General features: G+C 69.2%; 15 protein-coding genes and 5 pseudogenes. 7 read left to right on the top strand and 13 right to left on the bottom strand.

Going from position 1 to position 16016, the window contains the following annotated elements; all coding sequences use genetic code 11:
- The 3 genes from ACH4DZ_RS43755 to ACH4DZ_RS43745 all read left to right on the top strand — a co-directional run.
- On the top strand, positions 1-999 hold a 999-nt coding region (locus ACH4DZ_RS43755), incomplete at its 5' end, for a DEAD/DEAH box helicase family protein (RefSeq protein WP_398295258.1).
- 903 nt (positions 1000-1902) lie between these two features.
- Positions 1903-2325, top strand: coding sequence for a MarR family winged helix-turn-helix transcriptional regulator (locus ACH4DZ_RS43750; protein ID WP_398295256.1), 423 nt, complete (start codon positions 1903-1905; stop codon positions 2323-2325).
- Positions 2322-3623: an MFS transporter gene (locus ACH4DZ_RS43745; RefSeq protein ID WP_398295254.1), complete on the top strand. Its 1302-nt coding sequence runs from the start codon at positions 2322-2324 to the stop codon at positions 3621-3623. The genes ACH4DZ_RS43750 and ACH4DZ_RS43745 overlap by 4 nt, the downstream gene beginning before the upstream one ends.
- A gap of 138 nt (positions 3624-3761) precedes the next feature.
- Here the strand turns inward: ACH4DZ_RS43745 and ACH4DZ_RS43740 are convergent, their stop codons facing one another.
- The 8 genes and pseudogenes from ACH4DZ_RS43740 to ACH4DZ_RS43705 all read right to left on the bottom strand — a co-directional run bounded on the left by ACH4DZ_RS43740 (position 3762) and on the right by ACH4DZ_RS43705 (position 8274).
- Entirely contained in the window at positions 3762-3917 is a 156-nt protein-coding gene (locus ACH4DZ_RS43740; RefSeq protein ID WP_398295252.1) for a hypothetical protein, read from the bottom strand.
- A complete protein-coding gene (locus ACH4DZ_RS43735) occupies positions 3914-4297 on the bottom strand; it encodes a hypothetical protein (protein ID WP_398295250.1) in 384 nt (127 codons plus the stop codon). The genes ACH4DZ_RS43740 and ACH4DZ_RS43735 overlap by 4 nt, the downstream gene beginning before the upstream one ends.
- Positions 4298-4364: 67 nt before the next feature.
- Positions 4365-4859, bottom strand: a complete 495-nt coding sequence (locus ACH4DZ_RS43730) for a hypothetical protein (RefSeq protein WP_398295248.1) — start codon at positions 4857-4859, stop codon at positions 4365-4367.
- 380 nt (positions 4860-5239) lie between these two features.
- Positions 5240-5743, bottom strand: a complete 504-nt coding sequence (locus ACH4DZ_RS43725) for a hypothetical protein (protein WP_398295246.1) — start codon at positions 5741-5743, stop codon at positions 5240-5242.
- A gap of 114 nt (positions 5744-5857) precedes the next feature.
- The gene (locus ACH4DZ_RS43720; protein WP_398295244.1) at positions 5858-6034 is read right to left on the bottom strand and encodes a hypothetical protein; all 177 of its coding nucleotides are present in this window, start codon (positions 6032-6034) and stop codon (positions 5858-5860) included.
- 19 nt (positions 6035-6053) lie between these two features.
- Positions 6054-6746: an aldo/keto reductase gene (locus ACH4DZ_RS43715; RefSeq protein WP_398295242.1), complete on the bottom strand. Its 693-nt coding sequence runs from the start codon at positions 6744-6746 to the stop codon at positions 6054-6056.
- A gap of 113 nt (positions 6747-6859) precedes the next feature.
- Positions 6860-6994: pseudogene (locus ACH4DZ_RS43710) on the bottom strand (SAM-dependent methyltransferase); the annotation flags it as partial.
- A 659-nt stretch (positions 6995-7653) separates the two neighbouring features.
- Positions 7654-8274 (bottom strand): VanZ family protein, encoded by a 621-nt coding sequence (locus tag ACH4DZ_RS43705; protein ID WP_398295241.1) that lies wholly within the window; start codon positions 8272-8274, stop codon positions 7654-7656.
- A gap of 18 nt (positions 8275-8292) precedes the next feature.
- On the opposite strand from ACH4DZ_RS43705, the gene ACH4DZ_RS43700 reads away from it, so the two are divergent.
- The 3 genes and pseudogenes from ACH4DZ_RS43700 to ACH4DZ_RS43690 form a co-directional block, all read left to right on the top strand.
- Positions 8293-9618, top strand: coding sequence for a sensor histidine kinase (locus tag ACH4DZ_RS43700; RefSeq protein ID WP_398295261.1), 1326 nt, complete (start codon positions 8293-8295; stop codon positions 9616-9618).
- On the top strand, positions 9615-10268 hold the full coding sequence (locus ACH4DZ_RS43695; protein ID WP_398295239.1) for a response regulator: 654 nt from the start codon (positions 9615-9617) through the stop codon (positions 10266-10268). The genes ACH4DZ_RS43700 and ACH4DZ_RS43695 overlap by 4 nt, the downstream gene beginning before the upstream one ends.
- 529 nt (positions 10269-10797) lie before the next feature.
- Positions 10798-11264: pseudogene (locus tag ACH4DZ_RS43690) on the top strand (IS5 family transposase); the annotation flags it as partial.
- 48 nt (positions 11265-11312) lie between these two features.
- Here ACH4DZ_RS43690 and ACH4DZ_RS43685 read toward each other — a convergent pair.
- A complete protein-coding gene (locus ACH4DZ_RS43685) occupies positions 11313-12548 on the bottom strand; it encodes an MFS transporter (RefSeq protein WP_398295237.1) in 1236 nt (411 codons plus the stop codon).
- Positions 12549-12935: 387 nt separating this feature from the next.
- Between ACH4DZ_RS43685 and ACH4DZ_RS43680 the strand changes: the two genes are divergently transcribed.
- Positions 12936-13733, top strand: a complete 798-nt coding sequence (locus ACH4DZ_RS43680; RefSeq protein WP_398295235.1) for an alpha/beta fold hydrolase — start codon at positions 12936-12938, stop codon at positions 13731-13733.
- A gap of 124 nt (positions 13734-13857) precedes the next feature.
- Here ACH4DZ_RS43680 and ACH4DZ_RS43675 read toward each other — a convergent pair.
- The 4 genes and pseudogenes from ACH4DZ_RS43675 to ACH4DZ_RS43660 form a co-directional block, all read right to left on the bottom strand.
- A pseudogene (locus tag ACH4DZ_RS43675) lies at positions 13858-14249 on the bottom strand (transposase); the annotation flags it as partial.
- A pseudogene (locus tag ACH4DZ_RS43670) lies at positions 14247-14591 on the bottom strand (ISAzo13 family transposase); the annotation flags it as partial. The pseudogenes ACH4DZ_RS43675 and ACH4DZ_RS43670, both read right to left, overlap by 3 nt.
- Positions 14574-14714: pseudogene (locus tag ACH4DZ_RS43665) on the bottom strand (IS701 family transposase); the annotation flags it as partial. The pseudogenes ACH4DZ_RS43665 and ACH4DZ_RS43670, both read right to left, overlap by 18 nt.
- A 495-nt stretch (positions 14715-15209) precedes the next feature.
- Entirely contained in the window at positions 15210-15929 is a 720-nt protein-coding gene (locus ACH4DZ_RS43660) for an alpha/beta fold hydrolase (protein ID WP_398295233.1), read from the bottom strand.
- Positions 15930-16016 lie beyond the last annotated feature (87 nt).

The following is a 16016-nucleotide window of genomic DNA, read 5'->3' as shown; positions in this document are numbered from 1 at the left end:
CAGGCTGAGGCAGTCGATAACGTCGTTCGTATTCTCGGTGTGCCGCCCGGTGGCCGTATGCCTCCTGAGGGTTTGAGGACTCAGGTAATCGCCGCTACCGGCTCCGGAAAAACCCTGATTGGTGCCAAGTCGGCGCACCGGCTTGCGGCCCGGCGTGTGCTGGTGTTGGTGCCGACGCTGGACCTGCTGACACAGATGGCCGGCGCCTGGCGCAGGGCGGGCCGTTCCGGGGCGATGGTCGGGGTGTGCTCGCTGCGGGCTGAGGAGAGCCAGGGGCTGCCGTGCACGACCGATCCGGATGAGCTGGTCGCTTGGATGGCTGGCTTGGAGACCATGACGGTCTTCGCCACCTATGCGGCGGTCGGGCTCGGCATTCTGCAGCGCGCTCATGCCGCGGGCTTGGGGGTGTGGAGCCTGATGGTGGTGGATGAGGCGCACCGGACGAGTGGGGATGGTCTGAAGCCGTGGGCGGCGGTGCATGACCAGGCGCAGTTGCCTGCGGAGCGTCGGTTGTATATGACGGCGACGGCGCGGGTGTGGGAGGCGGAGGGTGAGCGGCCGCGGTTGGTGGCGTCGATGGAGGACGGTTCGCCGGTGTTTGGGCCGGTGGCGTACAGGCTGACGTTGTCTGACGCGATCAGTCGGGGCATCGTTGCCCCGTATCAGGTGCTGTGTCTGGATATTCGTGATCCCGACCTCTATGCGGCCCTGGCGACAGAGGCGACCGGTTCGGACGCCGTACGTGGGGCCCGGCTCGCGGCGGTGCAGACGGGGCTGATGCACGCGGCCACGAAGGAGCGCTTCCGGCGCGTGCTCGCCTTCCACAGCCGCGTCACCGAGGCCGAGGCGATGGCCGTGTCGGTGTCGGCGGTCGCGGCCCGGCTCGCCGAGGACGACCCCGACACCTACCCGCCCACAGGGCAGGTGTGGGCGGACTGGCTCTACGAACGGACGGCTCAGCAACAGCCGACCCTCCCGGCCGTCGACTGCGGCGTGTAGGCGGCCGACCCGCAGGAGCTCGGGAAGCAGTGGGCGACCCGGCATGCCGAGTGGCGGCGCGTCGCCGCCCTGGGCGAGGAAGCGGCAAGGGCTCGTTCCTGCTCTGGCGCAAGGACGCGGCAAACCGGGTACGTACCGCTCAGGTGGCCTGTGCGTCCACCAGTGCAGCCAGGTCGGCGGTGCCCCCTGTGGACGTTCGCGCGAAAAAATGATCGTCGGCATCCCCGGCGGGTGGGTCCTGACGCTGAACGGCTCGTTGATCTCAAGGAAGGTGACGGCCAGGTCGATAGGGTCGCCGACGGCGGGCTCAAGCGGCTCTCCGTCGGCGGTGTAAAGCATCTTGTAGGTCGCGCCGCGCATACGGAACTGCTTGGCGCGCCCGTCGCCGTCGATCCACAGGTCCATGTTGAGGTTCTTGTCGAGCCTCAGCCCGTAGAAGTGATCAAGACTGTCGACCTGGCGCTCCCGGGCCGCCTTGCCCATGACGGCGTCGCGGCTGGCGCGCATCCCCTCGGGGGTGACCGTTCCTCTGTAGTACGTGGTCGGGTGCCGTCGACGGCCTCGTTCCCGATCTTCTTCGGATTCCTGGAACCGGTCAGGATCGTGGACCGTACTGCCCCTTTGTCCGTTCCGCAGGCGCGGTGGCTGGTCCTCTTGTCCTGCGTCCCGTCACCGACGAGGACAACGCTATGGGCTCGGGGATCGACTTGCGCCCGGGCGACTGTCGACACTGACCGCGAGCGGGACGCTGTCCCAGACGCGGGGACCAGGGATACGGTCGCAGGCTCTTGAGGTGTTCCCTGAGCTCGATTATCGCAGCGCTGTTATATTAGCGCTGTGACATTTTCTGATCCCACAGTAATACCCGATCCCTGGCGCTCCCTGCACGAGCTTCTGGCAGCCATGGACGCCGAGATCGAACAGGTCTACGTCGAGCGGGGCATCGAGGGGATGCGGCCCCGGTTCGCCTATCCGCTGATCCGCCTCGCCCACACCGGACCACTGACCATCCGTGAGCTTGCGAAGTCCCTGAACCGCTCGCACTCCGCGATCAGCCAGACCATCGCCGCCATGCGCAAGGAAGATCTGGTCACCTCCGAGCCGGGGCCCGACGCCCGCACCCGGCGGATCGACCTGACCGAGCGGGGCCGGTCGCTGGTGCCGTTTCTTGAGGCGGAGTGGCGCGCCACTCACGAGACGGTCACCGAGCTGGACAGCGAGATCCCGTACGCGATGACCACCGTTGTCGAGGAGGTGCGGCGGGCGCTGGAACGCCGGTCGATGCGGCAGCGGGTCCTCGACCACCTTGTTGAGCCCCCGCGATGAGGGGGCGTGTCCGTGTCCGGTTCCTCGACACCCGCCCGCTGCGTAGCAGTCAGTCGTTTCGTGTCCTGTGGATCGGTACCTCGGTCTCTCAGCTCGGCGGACAGATAGCGAACGTGGCGGTGCTGGCCCAGGTCTGGGACCTGACCGGCAGCCCGGTGGGCACCGGCACCATTGGGCTCGCCACCGGTTTGCCGATGGTGCTGTTCGGGCTGCTCGGCGGCACACTGGCCGACACCGTCGATCGCCGTGCGCTGGTGCGGGCCACCGCCGCAGGCCAACTGCTGGCCGCTGCGGGGCTGTGTGCCCAGGCCCTGACGGACAACCGCAGCGTGCTGCTGCTGCTTATCCTCGTCGCCCTGGGGGCCAGTTGCGGCGCTCTGGGAGCTCCGGCCCGGCGCACCTTCCCGGTCCGGCTGTTGCCCGGCGACCAGGTCTCGGCCGGTCTCGCGCTGACCAACGTCTCCTTCCAGGCCGCGATGCTGGCCGGTCCCGCCATGGCGGGGCTCATCATCGCCCGCTGGGACTCTTCTGCCGCCTACGCCACACAGGCCGCGGCTGCGGCGGTCTCGATGCTGGCGGTGATCCGTCTGCCCGCCATGCGGCCCGAAGGCGCCGGCCCGGCGAGCGGCAGGCACCGGCCGGAGCGCGGTGGCTGGCGAATCGTCCTGCGCCGTCCGACGCTGTGGGGCTCCATGGCCACCGATCTGTCCGCGACGCTGCTGGCTATGCCCATCGCACTCTTCCCGCTGGTCAACGAGGTTCGCTTCGGGGGAAACCCGCAGACTCTCGGTCTGTTCCTCTCGGCTGTCGCGGTCGGGGGGATCACGGCCGGTCTGCTCTCCGGAACGGTGACGCGCTGGCGCCGTTCCGGCCTGGTCCAGCTGTCCGCAGCCGGTGTATGGGGCCTGGCGCTGGCCTGTTTCGGTCTGGCGGGGCCGTTGTGGCTGGCGCTCGGCTGCCTTGCCGTGGCGGGCGCCGCCGACACCGTGTCCGTCGTCACCCGCAGTGCCCTGGTCCAGTTGGAGACCCCGGACGCGTACCGAGGGCGGGTCTCCTCGGTAGAACACGTCATCGGTGCCGCGGGCCCCGAACTCGGCAACTTCCGTGGCGGCCTGTTGGCGTCGGTCACCTCCGCCCCCTTTTCCCTCATCTTCGGCGGACTGGCCGCCACCCTGGTGATCGCCGCCGTGGCCGCGGCCAACGCACCCCTTCGCGCCTACCGCACGCCGCCTGCTGCCGCGAAGCCGACCGTCCCTGGGGTCGCCGACGCGGCGCCGGCCACTGGTTCGGTTCCCTGACCCGCTTCAACCTCGGCGAGCCCGGTATGCAGGCTCGTCAGCGTCCTACGCCGCTGACGACCCTCACAGGGTGCCGTTCCTCCTCAGCGCCTGGAGTCAGCGGGACGGAACAACGTTCATGCACGCAAGCTGGCGTGATCACTTCGCGGACGTACGCGTACAGTCAGCGCTCACCCCGACGCGTCCGACAGGGAAGATGACGCCCCCGTCTTCGTCGATGGTGGCCCAGTGCTCATCGGCGCGATAGGTGAGGACGATCCGAGTGTCGGCCTTCAGGACCTGAGCCTGGATCATTTTCGCGACGTCCGTACGCCGGCCGCCTGGCCTGCGCCGCGGTGCCGGTGAGCGTGTGGAGGTGACGGGTCGTGCGGGGCCGTCCAGCTCAGCCAGACGTCCCCCGCGTCCCAGCCTCCGAGGAAGTCGGACAGGGCACGGCGTTGCTGTTCCTCGCGTTCCATCTGTTCGGCGAGGACGTCACGGTCGACGTACGGGGCGACGGCGGCGAGGACCAGGCGCTGGAGTTCGTCGGGTTCGAGGGCTTCGACCTCCCATTGGACGGGACGGTCGATGTCGAAGCCGTAGCGGCGGGCGAAGGCCGACCAGCGCGGGTCGCCCCGTTTCCCCTCGGTCGCGGGAAGCCCGTACGCGCGTACCTGGTCAAAGGTCAGCAGCACCCGGGTCACCTGGCTCCAGCAGCCGGTGCGTACTGCCCAGTCCCGCTCAATATCCTCACCTGAACAGTCAATCACCGACCACCAGGAGCACCACCTCGCGCGGGTCGGTGGCGACGCGGCCGCGGACGACGTCGGCGTAGGACTGCGACCCGAAGCCGCGGACCACCAAGACTGGAATGCCTGTCTCATCAAGCCACTCGGTCAGCTGCTGCCGAAGCGTGTCCTTTTCGGCGGCGACGTACAGCGCATGCTCCTGGCCCTCGGTACGGTCCAGGCGGAACCAGTCGGGTATCTGCGTCACGAACGCATCCACGTGCGGCCAGGCCGACGGCACGTGGACCTCGCGGACGGTGTCGATCAGGTCGGGGAACCGGCCCTCGCGGCGGACCTTGGACAGGCGCGACGAAAGCCGCCGGTACATCGGCGGCGTGTGCGGCAGGACGCCCTCGGAGGCCAGGCGGTACATTACCTGCCGCAACGTGACTTTCAATGGCGCGTACACCAGCACGATCTGCCTCGCACGGTCCACCACCGCTGGCCACCGCACCCGCTCACCCGCCATAGCGGTACTTGTACCCCTCGCCACCGTCCAACGTCCGGAGCATGCCCGATCCGGGTTATCCACAGGCCGGAACGTGATCGGTGGTTCCTCCGTACGCTGCTGCCCAAGTCGATCACACGGGGGTATGCGGGATGCGGTACGGCGTGGTGGTGGAGGAACTCGCGGTCGAGAGAATGGCGCAGCTGCCGAATGACCGGGCCCGCAAGGAGGTGATGGCGCTCGTGGAGGTTGCGCGGATGGATCCGCAGGCCTGGCCCGACATCCGCGATCCGGGCTCCGTGGAGGAGATCCGGGAGGCGTTCGAACGGCGCTGCTGGATCCAGTACCGGCCGCACGCCGGGCGATCGAGGTCCGTGACATCGGTTGGGCGGGCTGATTCGTCAGCGGTGGCGGAGTTCCTCGGACCAGTTCCGGAGCTGGTCTTCGAGGGTGAGGTTGTCACCGCGGGCCACGGTCTGCAGCAACTGGGCGCAGACGGTCGCTTCGGCGGCGAGGCCAGCCGGGCTGTCCAGGACGGGGAAGGCGTCGCGGACGCGGGCTGCGGTGTCCTCCTGGAGCAGCGTGTAGGCGTAGAGCGTGGCGGCGTCGAACCCTTCCGGAGCTTGCCCCCAGCCGTCCCAGTCAAGAATCCTCAGCGGCGCGGTGACGTTAGCCCAGTGCAGGTCGGAGTGGGCGGCTGTCCAGCGGGTCACGGCCGGGGCCGGTATACCTACGAATTCGGGGATTGCCCGGTCCATGTACTGCTGTCGTACGGCGACGCGGTCGGTGTCGGCGGCCGCCACCTTCTCCAGCGTCCCGGCGAGGTCCTCCCACCAGGGGTCCGGCAGCTGGAGGTGGTGCTGGAGAAGTGGGTCGTCTGACAGGACCGGCTGGTCAACACGCACCGACAGTTCCGCCCGGTAGGCGGTTCCGTCGTCGACGCCGTCGTGGACAGTCAGCAGGGTGGGCCGGTGCCCGTCGAGGTCCCCGAAGACGTGCTGTGCGTCGAGGGCGCCGTCCTACAGCTTCCCCGACGCCTTGTCCTCCGGTGCGGACACGAGCCGCAGCCACGCCGGTTGGCCGGTGGTGGTGCGGGCCGGGGCACCCAGAGTGCGCCCTGCCCAACCCCAGAACTTCCTGCCCGGCTCGACTCGCACGTCCAGTGCCTGGGCGGCGAGGGCGTGGCGGGCGCGCATGCGCTGTTCGGTGTCCGGGTCAGGGGGAGGCGAGTACACCAGTGATCTCCCGCAACTTGGCGGCGGTCAGCGAGGGTTGGGCGACGGCGTCGGCCGCCTGACTCCAGTGTGGCGCACTGGAAGCGGCGATGAGGACGTCCGTCACTCCTGGGCATGACGCGACCGCCAGAACACACGCCTGGGCGGGGGTCAGGCCCGGCCGGATGAGGTCGGCGAGCTCCTGGTCGACGATGCCGGGCAGTTCACCGCCGTGCAGCGGCGCGGAGGCCATCACCCGCAGCCCAGCCCCGGCGGCGGCCGGGAGCGGCCCCCGGCCGTCCAAGGCCTGGACGATCGGCGTCACCATCACCAGGCTGACGGGCATTTGGACCGCGATCAGGTGGTGCCGGCCACCCGCGGCTTCGGCGGCCAGGGCAAGCAGTTCTCCCACCGTGAACGCCTCCTCTTCAAGGCCCGCCCACGTGGCGATGCCGTACCCGGCCACGTGCCCGGCTGCCACAGCTTCCTCCAGGACGACGAACGCCTCCCGCATTGCGCGGTGCAGGGCCAGGCGGTCGCCGGGGTGGGCGCGCTCCGGGTTGTGCAGCAGGACCAGGTCCAGCCGCTCGCGCCCGAGTTGCTCGCAGTTGCGGCCCATCTGCCAGCGCACATAGTCCGGGGTGAGGCTGTGCCCGGCCACGGCCTGGTCCTCGGTGAGGACACCGTCGTTCACGGCATCGGCACCGGTCGCCGCGGTGAAGTACCCGGCCTTCGTCGCGATCCGCAGGGACGGGTGGGTGGAACGGATTCATGCCGCCGTCGCCGATCGACGCGCACCAGCGGAACAGGGTCGCTGTTGAGGTAGGCGCCCAGCGTGGAGAACACCAGCCTCCCACTCGGGCGCAGAGCGGCAGCAGCTGCTGGCAGCAGGTCCCGCGGATCGGTGAAGTCCACTGCACCAAAGACGCTGTACAGCACATCGATACCGCTCCCCGTGCCCGTGGTACGTCCTCGCTGTACGTATCGAGCGCAACGTAGGTCGCCCACTCATCTCCTTGACCGCCCTCGTTGGGCGACGCTCCCCGTCCCGGAGGTTGTCCGCCGACCGGCAACTTCGGCAGGCAGGGCGGGGTATCGGTGCCAGACGTCATACCGACGGCGGTGGTGCACGCCGCTGGAGATCAGGCTTCAGGCAGTCCAGCTTTGGCCATATCGCGCGGGTCTGACGGACGCCGTCCTGGACGCCTCCAGACGGTCCGTAGTCTTGGCATGCTCTTGTCCTCTCGCGCTTTCACGTTCAGGTAAGCCAGGTGGCCCGAGAACATTCCTCCAAGCTCCTCCCGATTGAGCCGGGTATACAACGAGGCGCCTCACGGCGCACTACCGGCAACCACGTTACGCAGAGGTCCACCCGGTCATGGCTCCGGCGTTGCACCGGGGCGGGGTGGCCATCAGGCCCCTCATCAGCGGTCAAGCGGTGCCCCGGGCCCGATGACACCACCCTCCCGGCCATGCCTTCGGCAGGGGGACACAGTCATGCCGGGCCCGGGGGCCTGGAGCCCCATTGCGGGGCCACGGAAAAGGTGACGGGGGCGGGTGCGCCCTGGTGGCCGGTGGGATCGGGCTTTGGGCGCCGTCCCTCACCGTGTCCGACGCATTTCAGGGGCGGGCTGGGTTTCGGCGGTGGGGTGGCTGAAGGCGGTGCCCGGGAGGGCGAAGGTGCGGGTGAGGGCGGAGAAAGTGGTGGAGCGGAGGGCGAGGTGGAGGAGGAGGCAGCCGAGGGCGGCGCCGAGGGTGTTGGTGACGATGTCGTCGATGTCCGCCCCTCGGCCGTTCCTGAAGAGGATGTACATGCCGAGCTGGGTGAGCTCGATCGCGGCGCTCACGGTCAGGGCGCGGAGGGCTGCCCGCCCCGGGCCGAGTTCCCGGCGCGTCATGAGGGGGAGCAGTACCCCGAACGGGAGAAACAGGAGCACGTTGAGCGGGAAGGAGACATCCATGCCCAGGAGGCCCAGGAAGGGGATCGGCTGGACCTGGCCGGTCCAGGGGGAGCTGTTCTGGGCCCGGTCCACGATGATCGGGAACAGGGCGAAGTGCAGGAAGCCCGTGGCGTACAGGGCCGCCACGAGCCGGGTGAGCGCGGGCCTGCCGTGCCAGCCCGGGTGTTGACGGGTGGCACGAACGGCGAGGAGCACGATGAAGGCGGCGAGGAGCGGCCCGAGCACCTCGACGGATTCGATGCGGAAGGTGAACCCGCTCATGTCATGCTCCTGGGTGTGATGGATCGCGAAACCGGCCTGACGGAGACGACTCTGCCCGGAGGGCCGGAGCACCGGATCCGGCGAAAGGCAGGTCTCGCGCCGCCCGCTACTACTTTCGGCAGAGCGGGGCGCGGCGCCCGGTGGCCCTGGGCGGCATGGTTGGCGTGGACGGCGCTGGTGTGCTGGGCGTTGTGGTTCGACCACCAAGCGTGGGGCATCGATGGATTCGGTAGCCGCGCCGCCCAACTGGCCTGCGCTCTGCTGGCGGTGACCGCCGTCGCAGGGTCGCCGTCGCTCGGGGCGAGGGCTCTCCCGGTGGTCGGCGCCCTGGCGGGGGTGACGTCGCTGGCGGTCTCGATCCTGCTGCGCGCCGGGCCCGGGAGTTCCCCCGATCCCGTGGCCTCGGACGCGTACGGGCTCGCCGAACCGGCTGCGCTGCTGTGGCTGTTGCTGCTCGTCCCGCTGCGCGGGCGGCGGGGGTGGGTGGCGTGGGTGGCCCCTCCGGTGCTGTGGGCGGCCATCGTGCTGCGGCCGTTGGCGGTCGCGGTGCGGGAGAACAGCGTCATCGTGGCGCTGTTCCTCGCCGTGGGGTCGACGGCGGTGCTGGGCGGCGGCGTCGCCTGGCGGCTGGTCATGGCGGACCGGCGGCGGCGGGCGGCGACACTGCGCCTTGAGCAGCGGGCCGAGTTCGCCCGCGATCTGCACGACTTCGTCGCCCATCATGTGACCGGCATCGTGGTGCAGGCGCAGGGTGCTCTGGTGATCGCGCAGCGACGACCGGAGTTGGTGCCACCGGCCCTGGAGCGGATCGAACGGGCCGGGTCGGAGGCACTGATGTCCATGCGGCAGATGGTCGGGATGCTGCGAGACGCCGACGGGGAACCGGCCCTCGTGCCGCTGGCCGGGATGGCGGAGGTGCGCTCGCTCGTCGAGGGATTCTCGACGGTCGGAGGTGCGGGGGTCCGGCTCGAACTGGAGGGTTCGTTCGACGACCTGCCGGTGGAGGTGACCACCACCGCCCACCGCGTGGTGATGGAGGCGCTGACCAACGTACGCAAACACGCCCGGGGCTGCACCGAGGTGCGGGTGCGCGCGGTCCGGGGCGGTGACGGCGTCACGGTGCGGGTCAGTGACGACGGCCGGTCACGCCACCCCTCCGGCGGTGGGTTCGGGCTGCGAGGGCTGGCCGAACGGGTGAACCTGGTTGGCGGCGGCCTTCGGACGGGCCCGGCCCCGGAGGGTGGCTGGAGCGTCGAAGCCACTTTCCCGGCAGCTCCGGTACCGGCCTCGGCTCCGGTACCGGCCTCGGCTCCGGTCCGCATCCCCGGCGGAGGGACCCATTGACCATTCGGGTGCTGATCGCCGACGACCAGGCGATGGTCCGCGCCGGATTCGCGATGATCCTCGCCGCCGAGGACGACATCGAGGTCGTAGCCGAAGCGGCGGACGGTCTCCAGGCATTGGAGCTTGCCGAGCGGCACCGCCCCGACGTGGTGCTGATGGACATCCGGATGCCCCGCCTCGACGGCCTCGACGCACTGCGTCGGCTGAACCGCCCCGGCGCCGTGGACCCGCCGAAGGTCGTGGTGGCCACGACCTTCGACGACGACGAGTACGTCCACCGAGCCCTGCGCGACGGCGCCTGCGGGTTCCTGATCAAGGACTCCGGTCCCGCCCTGCTCGTCGAGGCCGTCCGGGCGGCGGCCTCGGGCGAGGCGCTGGTCAGCCCTTCCGTCACTGTGCGGCTGCTGCGCCGTCTGAGCCCCCCGGCGTCCGGCCGCCGGACGGCGCCGAGCCCCCTGTCGGCCCGCGAGCTGGACCTCGTACGCCTGGTGGCCCGAGGGCGCACCAACGCGGAGATCGCTGCCCAACTGTCCATCACGGTGGGCACGGTGAAGACCCACTTGGGGAATGTGCAGGCCAAGTTGGACGCCCGGAACCGGGTGGAGATCGCCGCTTGGGCCTGGGAATCCGGCTTCGTTGGCCAGGAGTGACCGCCCCGGCGGTTGCCTCTCTCCATAGTGTTGAGGTTCTCTGCCAGGGCAGTCCGGGTGGGAAACCATCACCCAGCAAACGGGAAGCGATCACCAACAACTCCTGACGCAGCAGGCCAAGGGCACTCGTGAACACCCCCCCCAACAGGAACTGGCCCGCCATCGTACGGACGAACTCGGCAGGAAGGCGGTGACCCTCGCGGGCGAGGCCCGAGCTTCCCGGCGGGGTCGCCTTCTCGTCGAGTCCGTCACCGACATCGCCCCCGACGAACTGCGCTCCCTGGCCGCCGACACGGTCGCGCGCCTGGAAACCGAGGTGGCCATCGTCATTCTGGCTACTGAACATCAGGGCAAGGCCCTGCTGGTGGCCGCCGTCTCCCCTGCATCTCCATCAGCACGCCGCCGGTGCGCGGAAGACGGCGCCCGCCGCGGTTTCTCAAAGGGGGGTCCGCCCGCGGACGAACCAGGTCGATCCGGTGCTTGGGAGACTGACCGTCCGGCTGGAGGAGGTGGTCAGATCGGCGAGTGCCTGGGACGCTCCCGCGGCGGCTTCACCACCAAGGTCCACCTCGCAGCCGACGGACGATGCCGGCCGCTTGCCGTCCTCCTGACACCCGGACACTACGGAGACGGCCCCCAGCTGCAGCCTGTCCTGGAGCAGGTGTCGGTGCCCCGCATCAAAGCCGGCCGCCCTCGCACCCGACCTGACCAGGTCCTGGCCGACAAGGCCTACACGTCCCGCGAGAATCGCGCTACCTGCGACGACGCGGCATATCGCACATCATCCCCGAACGGCTCGACCAGCACAGGCACCGCCACAACCGCGGCCCCCGCGGCGGTCGGCCCACCGAATTCGACCGCGACCGCTACAAGAAACGCAACACCGCCGAACGGGCCAACAACCGCCTGAAAGGCTTCCGCGCCGTCGCCACACACTACGAGAAACGCGCCTACACCTACCTCGGCACCGTCACCCTCGCCGCACTCATCATCTGACTCCGCACATGATCCGAGAAACAGCGCCTCGGCGGCGACTCGGCCGATTCAGGAGGCGGGGCGGGTCATCCGTCGTGTCGGCCAGGCGAGCAGGGTCGTGGCCAGGGCGCAGACTGCGAGCGCCGCGCCGGTGATCAGGACGAGTGCCGGGTCCCAGAGTCCGCCCAGGAGCTGGACGAGTGCGGGGAAGGCGAATCCGACGTAGGTGAGGCTGTAGAACACGGCGATCACGGTCGAGATGTTCTGCGGACCGGCGAGGGACTCCGCCAGCTGGAGCCCGCTCACCAGCAGCAGACCGTAGGCCGAGCCCAGGACGACCGCTGCCGCCAGGAGCAGGACCAGCGAACCGGTGGCGACAGTGAGCGCCGCGGCGAGCAGCCCGGCGATCACAGCAGCCATACCCACCCGGAACGGCGCCGCCGGGGAGCGCCGGGTCAGACGCCGCGCCCAGGGCTGCACCGCGATGCCGCTGCCCAGGGTGACGGCGGCGACCACACCGCCACCGACGGCGCCGTAACCGCCCAGAGGTACGAGGACGGGCAGCGCCGCGAGGGACACGGTCGCGGCCCCGAAGACCCACGGTGCCGTGGGAAGCACGGCGGTCAGGAAGAGGCGGCTGGTCAGCACGCTCATCGCACCCGCACCCGCACCACGCCTCGGCCCGCCATCGGCGCGGCCCGCGGGCCAGGCGGCGGGCGGAGCCGACTCGTGAGCGCGCCACACCAACGGCAGCGTCAGTGCCACCAGGGCGATGTGCACCAAGTAGGCCGTGGTCTGCGGAGAGGGCAGCCACTGCACGACGACCCCGGACAGCAACGGTCCGACGGCGAACCCGGCAGTCAGAGCGACGGCCGACCGCCGCGCTCCCGCCCCGGACCCCGATCCGGATCCGGTGCCGGTCTCGGCGGGCTTCCCGGTGTCGGACAGCTCCTTGATCCACGTCGTTCCCGGCCCGAACGCGGAACCGGCGCTGACCCCCACCAGGATCCGCCCGGCCAGGATCGTCCCGAAGGCTCCGCCGGAGAAGAGGATCACCGCAGAAGCGAGCGCGCACAGCAGCAGCGCGGCCAGCAGAACGCGCCGCCGGCCCAGCCGGTCGGAGACCCTCGCCATCACCAGCAGCGCCGGGATGAGCCCCACCGCGTAGGCCCCGAAAAGAGCGTTGACCTGCAAACCACTCAGACTGTCCCGGTAGACCTGAAGGACCGAGGCGAACATGTTCGCCCCCCACCCCACCGTGAAAACAGCCGCCGCGGGCCGCACCCACGCCATCTGTGAAACCACCGGAGGCGTCTCCGCCGCGGTCGGCGCTACGGAATGAGGGTGAGGGGAAGCCTTGATCTTCGAAATACCCATGCCACAGCCCCAAACTATGAGCAGAACGGTCGTGCGAATGTGGGCCTAGAAAGGTCCACCCTTCCCGCATCGCCCCTATCTGTAACCATCTCAGCTACGCTCACGTAGCCGCAGCGGTGGCAGAAAGGGTGAGGTCCTCGCCTTCACGCAGGTGACAGCGGCGGCTTGGGGAGCCTCCGCACCGGCTGGGCGCGTCTGACGACCTGCCCAGCACCGCCCGTGCCGACATGCCAGGCACCACCCCGGTCCGTGCCCGCGGAACAGCAGGACCTGCCGCTCGAACAACGAGAACTTTCTCGAAGAACGATACCTCTCATGGAGATACAGATGAAGGCGGAGATGAAGAGTGCGCTGCGTCCTTCCCGTCGGCGTGTTTCCGCGCTCGCTGCCGGTGCGGGGGCTGCTGCCCTCAGTTGGTCGGTCATGCCGTCGGCTTCTGCGGCCAGGGCCGAGTCCGCCGAGCCGGCAGCGAAGCCCACGGTCGTGCTGGTGCACGGAGCCTTCGCGGACTCCTCCAGCTGGACCAGTGTGATCACGCGCCTGCGGCACGACGGCTATCCGGTCGTGGCTCCCGCCAACCCGCTGCGCGGGGCGGCGAGCGACGCAGACTTCCTGGAGTGCTACCTCAAGAGCGTGAAGGGACCGGTCGTCCTGGCCGGCCACTCCTACGGTGGTTCCGTGATCAGTGCTGCCGCCGTCGGCAACCCGGAGGTCAAGGCACTCGTCTACATCGCGGCGTTCGTCCCCGACAAGGACGAGACCCTGGCCGAACTCGGCGACAGGTTCCCTGGAGCGACCCTCCCCCAGGCCCTCGACCCGGTGCCCTACCCCCTGCCCGGCGGAGGCACCGGCACCGACCTCTACGTCCAGAAGGACAAGTTCCACGACGCCTTCGCCGCCGACGTACCCCGGTCGGTCACCGACCTCATGGCCATCACCCAGCGCCCGCTGGCCGCCTCCGTCTTCGACGAGAAGAGCACGAAGACCGCCTGGAAGACCATCCCCTCCTGGGACCTGGTCACCACCCAGGACCACGCGATCGCACCGGCCGAACAGCGCTTCATGGCCACACGCGCCCACGCCCACACCATCGCCCGAGCCACCTCCAAGTAACCCTTGGGACATCCGTGCCGATCACGACCCGCCGCCTCCGGCCGTCGGTGAGATCATCGGCGGACCTGGCAGGCGGGCACGGCCGACGGGTGTGGGCCCTCTCCCCACAGGGACGGCGTTTCTATTTGTGCCGTGGGAGGCCGGGGAACAGATTGTGGACGGGGTGGTTGAGTGCCCAGTGGGTGACGACCGTGTCGTGTCTCGTTGTGGCTATGACGTGGAAGATGTCTGCTTGCTCAAGTTCGAATCGTCGGCCCTCGGTGAAGCGATAGGCGGCGTCCGCTGTCACCCGGCCGAACGGGACCTTGTCGGCGATGGCGCGGCGGACCGTCGCCTTGGCCATGGCCACCTTCGTCTCGAAGTGGACTGTGTCGTCGATGCCGGCCCGGCGGCAGCGTTCCCGGTCGTCCGTCCAGGAGGAGGGCAGATACATTCGCCGGTCGATCAGAGTGCGTCCACGGCCGGTGGCGTAGGCGAGGAACACACCGACCTGGCTGTTCTCGGCGCGGCCGGGGCGCGTATTTCAATACCTGTCAGCGACGGGGTTCCGCGGGGGTTGTTCGGGCGTGTAGCTGTTCCCATGTGTGGGCGGGCGATCCGGGTATCGGCGTGATGAGGATCCGGTGAAGGTCCAGGAGTCGTTTTGCGTCTTGGTACTGGATGGACAGGTTGGTGCGGTTGACGCCCAGTAGTTGAGCCAGGAACGTCATGGTCACCGCTCTGCGGCGGCGCAGGATGGTTGCCAGGAACCGGTGGGTGTGGTCCACGCTGGTGGCGGTAGCTGCGCGGGCGGTGGAAGCGTCGCTGGAATGCTGCCTCGGCCAAGGCGTCCCAGAAAGGCTCCGAGACCGCCACCAGCCCTCGCATGTAAGCCAGCGCCCACTTACGCGGCTCCTCCCGGTTGAACCGGTGCACGAACCGCTCATGCAGTACGTCCAACTCTCCGGCCCACAACCCGACTTCCGCGAGGTCCCCACCCATAACCACACCAACGAATGAACTGGCCAGCAGTCACGGCAAGCACCGTTGCAGTAGTCGGCGGCGTTTCCGAACCGGTGAGCCAGACAGTCACACTTCAGCGTGACTGAACTGGACTGGACTGCCCGGCCCTGAACACGGAACACTGCGGCACCAGGGCCTCCTGATGCTACTCGGCGACTCGACACCAACGAGCTGTTCAGGAGGCCCTACTCGTATGCGCCGAGCGCCCCACCACCACCCAATCGGGACTCCCGTTCGATCGACAAACCCCAAGATCGGTACGACAACAGCTGCTGAGGCCATAGTGGGAACCTCCGCTGGCGCCCTCGTCGGCGCGCTCCTGGCCGGCAAACGTGCCGTCACCGGCGCACTTACCGTCCTGGCAGCGCTCGGACAGAGCATCGCACCCGACCGCTTGGCGGCAGGCTCCGAACCTTCCTCAGCGCAAGACGTCAGACCGCGGAGCAGGCCCGCGGGCCGGGGTTCTGTACCGGCTCAGGCCGCGCCAGCCGCCGACTTGATCAACCTGGCGATCTGCTGGGGGTGAGTGACGAGGGACAGGTGGCCGGCGTCGAGTTCGACGGTGGTTGCTTTCATGCGCTGGGCCATGAAGCGCTGCAGATCGGGGTCGATGGTGCGGTCGTCACGGGAGACCGCGTACCAGCACGCCTTCTCCTGCCACGCGGCTGCGGACGTCGTCGGCACGGCGGTCGACAGCAGGCCCTGGGCTGCGTAAAGGGCGAGGGCCTCCTCCTTGGGCACGCCGTTGGCGAAGTCCCGCAGGAACGCGTCCTGACTGATCCACTTGTAGCCGCCCGAGCTGACGATGCCGGATGTGACCGGCGGCGACGGGTACTGGGCCGAGAGCGCTGCGTAATCTTCCCCTGCCTCGGGGGCCCGGGCAGCGACGAAAACGAGAGCACTCACCTGCTCGGCGATACCAACCTCCGAAATGACCGCCCCGCCGTAGGAGTGGCCGACCAGGACCGTAGGTCCATCCTGTTGATCCAGCGCGAAGGAGACCGCCCTGGCGTCGTCTGCCAATGACGAGAGCGGGTTCTGCACTGAGGTGACGCGCAACCCGGCCTGCTGGAGCAGCGGTATCACCTTCGACCAGGACGAGCCGTCGGCATAGGCCCCGTGCACGAGAACCACGTTGCGCGCACCGCTGCGCGCCGATGCGTACTTCGCCTCGGCCGCCTGGGCGGCAGGCATTAAGGAAAGGGCGGACCCGGCAATCGCGGTACCCACAGTGGAAAACTGACGTCGGCTGATCAAAGTGTTCCCTTTCAGGGACTACGG

The sequence above is a fragment of the Streptomyces sp. NPDC017991 genome, assembly GCF_044328075.1.
Lineage (GTDB): Bacteria > Actinomycetota > Actinomycetes > Streptomycetales > Streptomycetaceae > Streptomyces.
This window is presented reverse-complemented; position numbering and strand designations above follow the sequence as displayed.

Bases quoted from the DNA above. Each gene is read 5' to 3' on its own strand.
- ACH4DZ_RS43750 (WP_398295256.1), top strand. From the start codon at position 1,903: ATGGACGCCGAGATCGAACAGGTCTACGTCGAGCGGGGCATCGAGGGG.
- ACH4DZ_RS43745 (WP_398295254.1), top strand. From the start codon at position 2,322: ATGAGGGGGCGTGTCCGTGTCCGGTTCCTCGACACCCGCCCGCTGCGT.
- ACH4DZ_RS43740 (WP_398295252.1), bottom strand. From the start codon at position 3,917: ATGATCCAGGCTCAGGTCCTGAAGGCCGACACTCGGATCGTCCTCACC.
- ACH4DZ_RS43730 (WP_398295248.1), bottom strand. From the start codon at position 4,859: ATGGCGGGTGAGCGGGTGCGGTGGCCAGCGGTGGTGGACCGTGCGAGG.
- ACH4DZ_RS43720 (WP_398295244.1), bottom strand. From the start codon at position 6,034: ATGCGCGCCCGCCACGCCCTCGCCGCCCAGGCACTGGACGTGCGAGTC.
- ACH4DZ_RS43705 (WP_398295241.1), bottom strand. From the start codon at position 8,274: ATGAGCGGGTTCACCTTCCGCATCGAATCCGTCGAGGTGCTCGGGCCG.
- ACH4DZ_RS43700 (WP_398295261.1), top strand. From the start codon at position 8,293: ATGGATCGCGAAACCGGCCTGACGGAGACGACTCTGCCCGGAGGGCCG.
- ACH4DZ_RS43680 (WP_398295235.1), top strand. From the start codon at position 12,936: ATGGAGATACAGATGAAGGCGGAGATGAAGAGTGCGCTGCGTCCTTCC.
- ACH4DZ_RS43660 (WP_398295233.1), bottom strand. From the start codon at position 15,929: ATGCCTGCCGCCCAGGCGGCCGAGGCGAAGTACGCATCGGCGCGCAGC.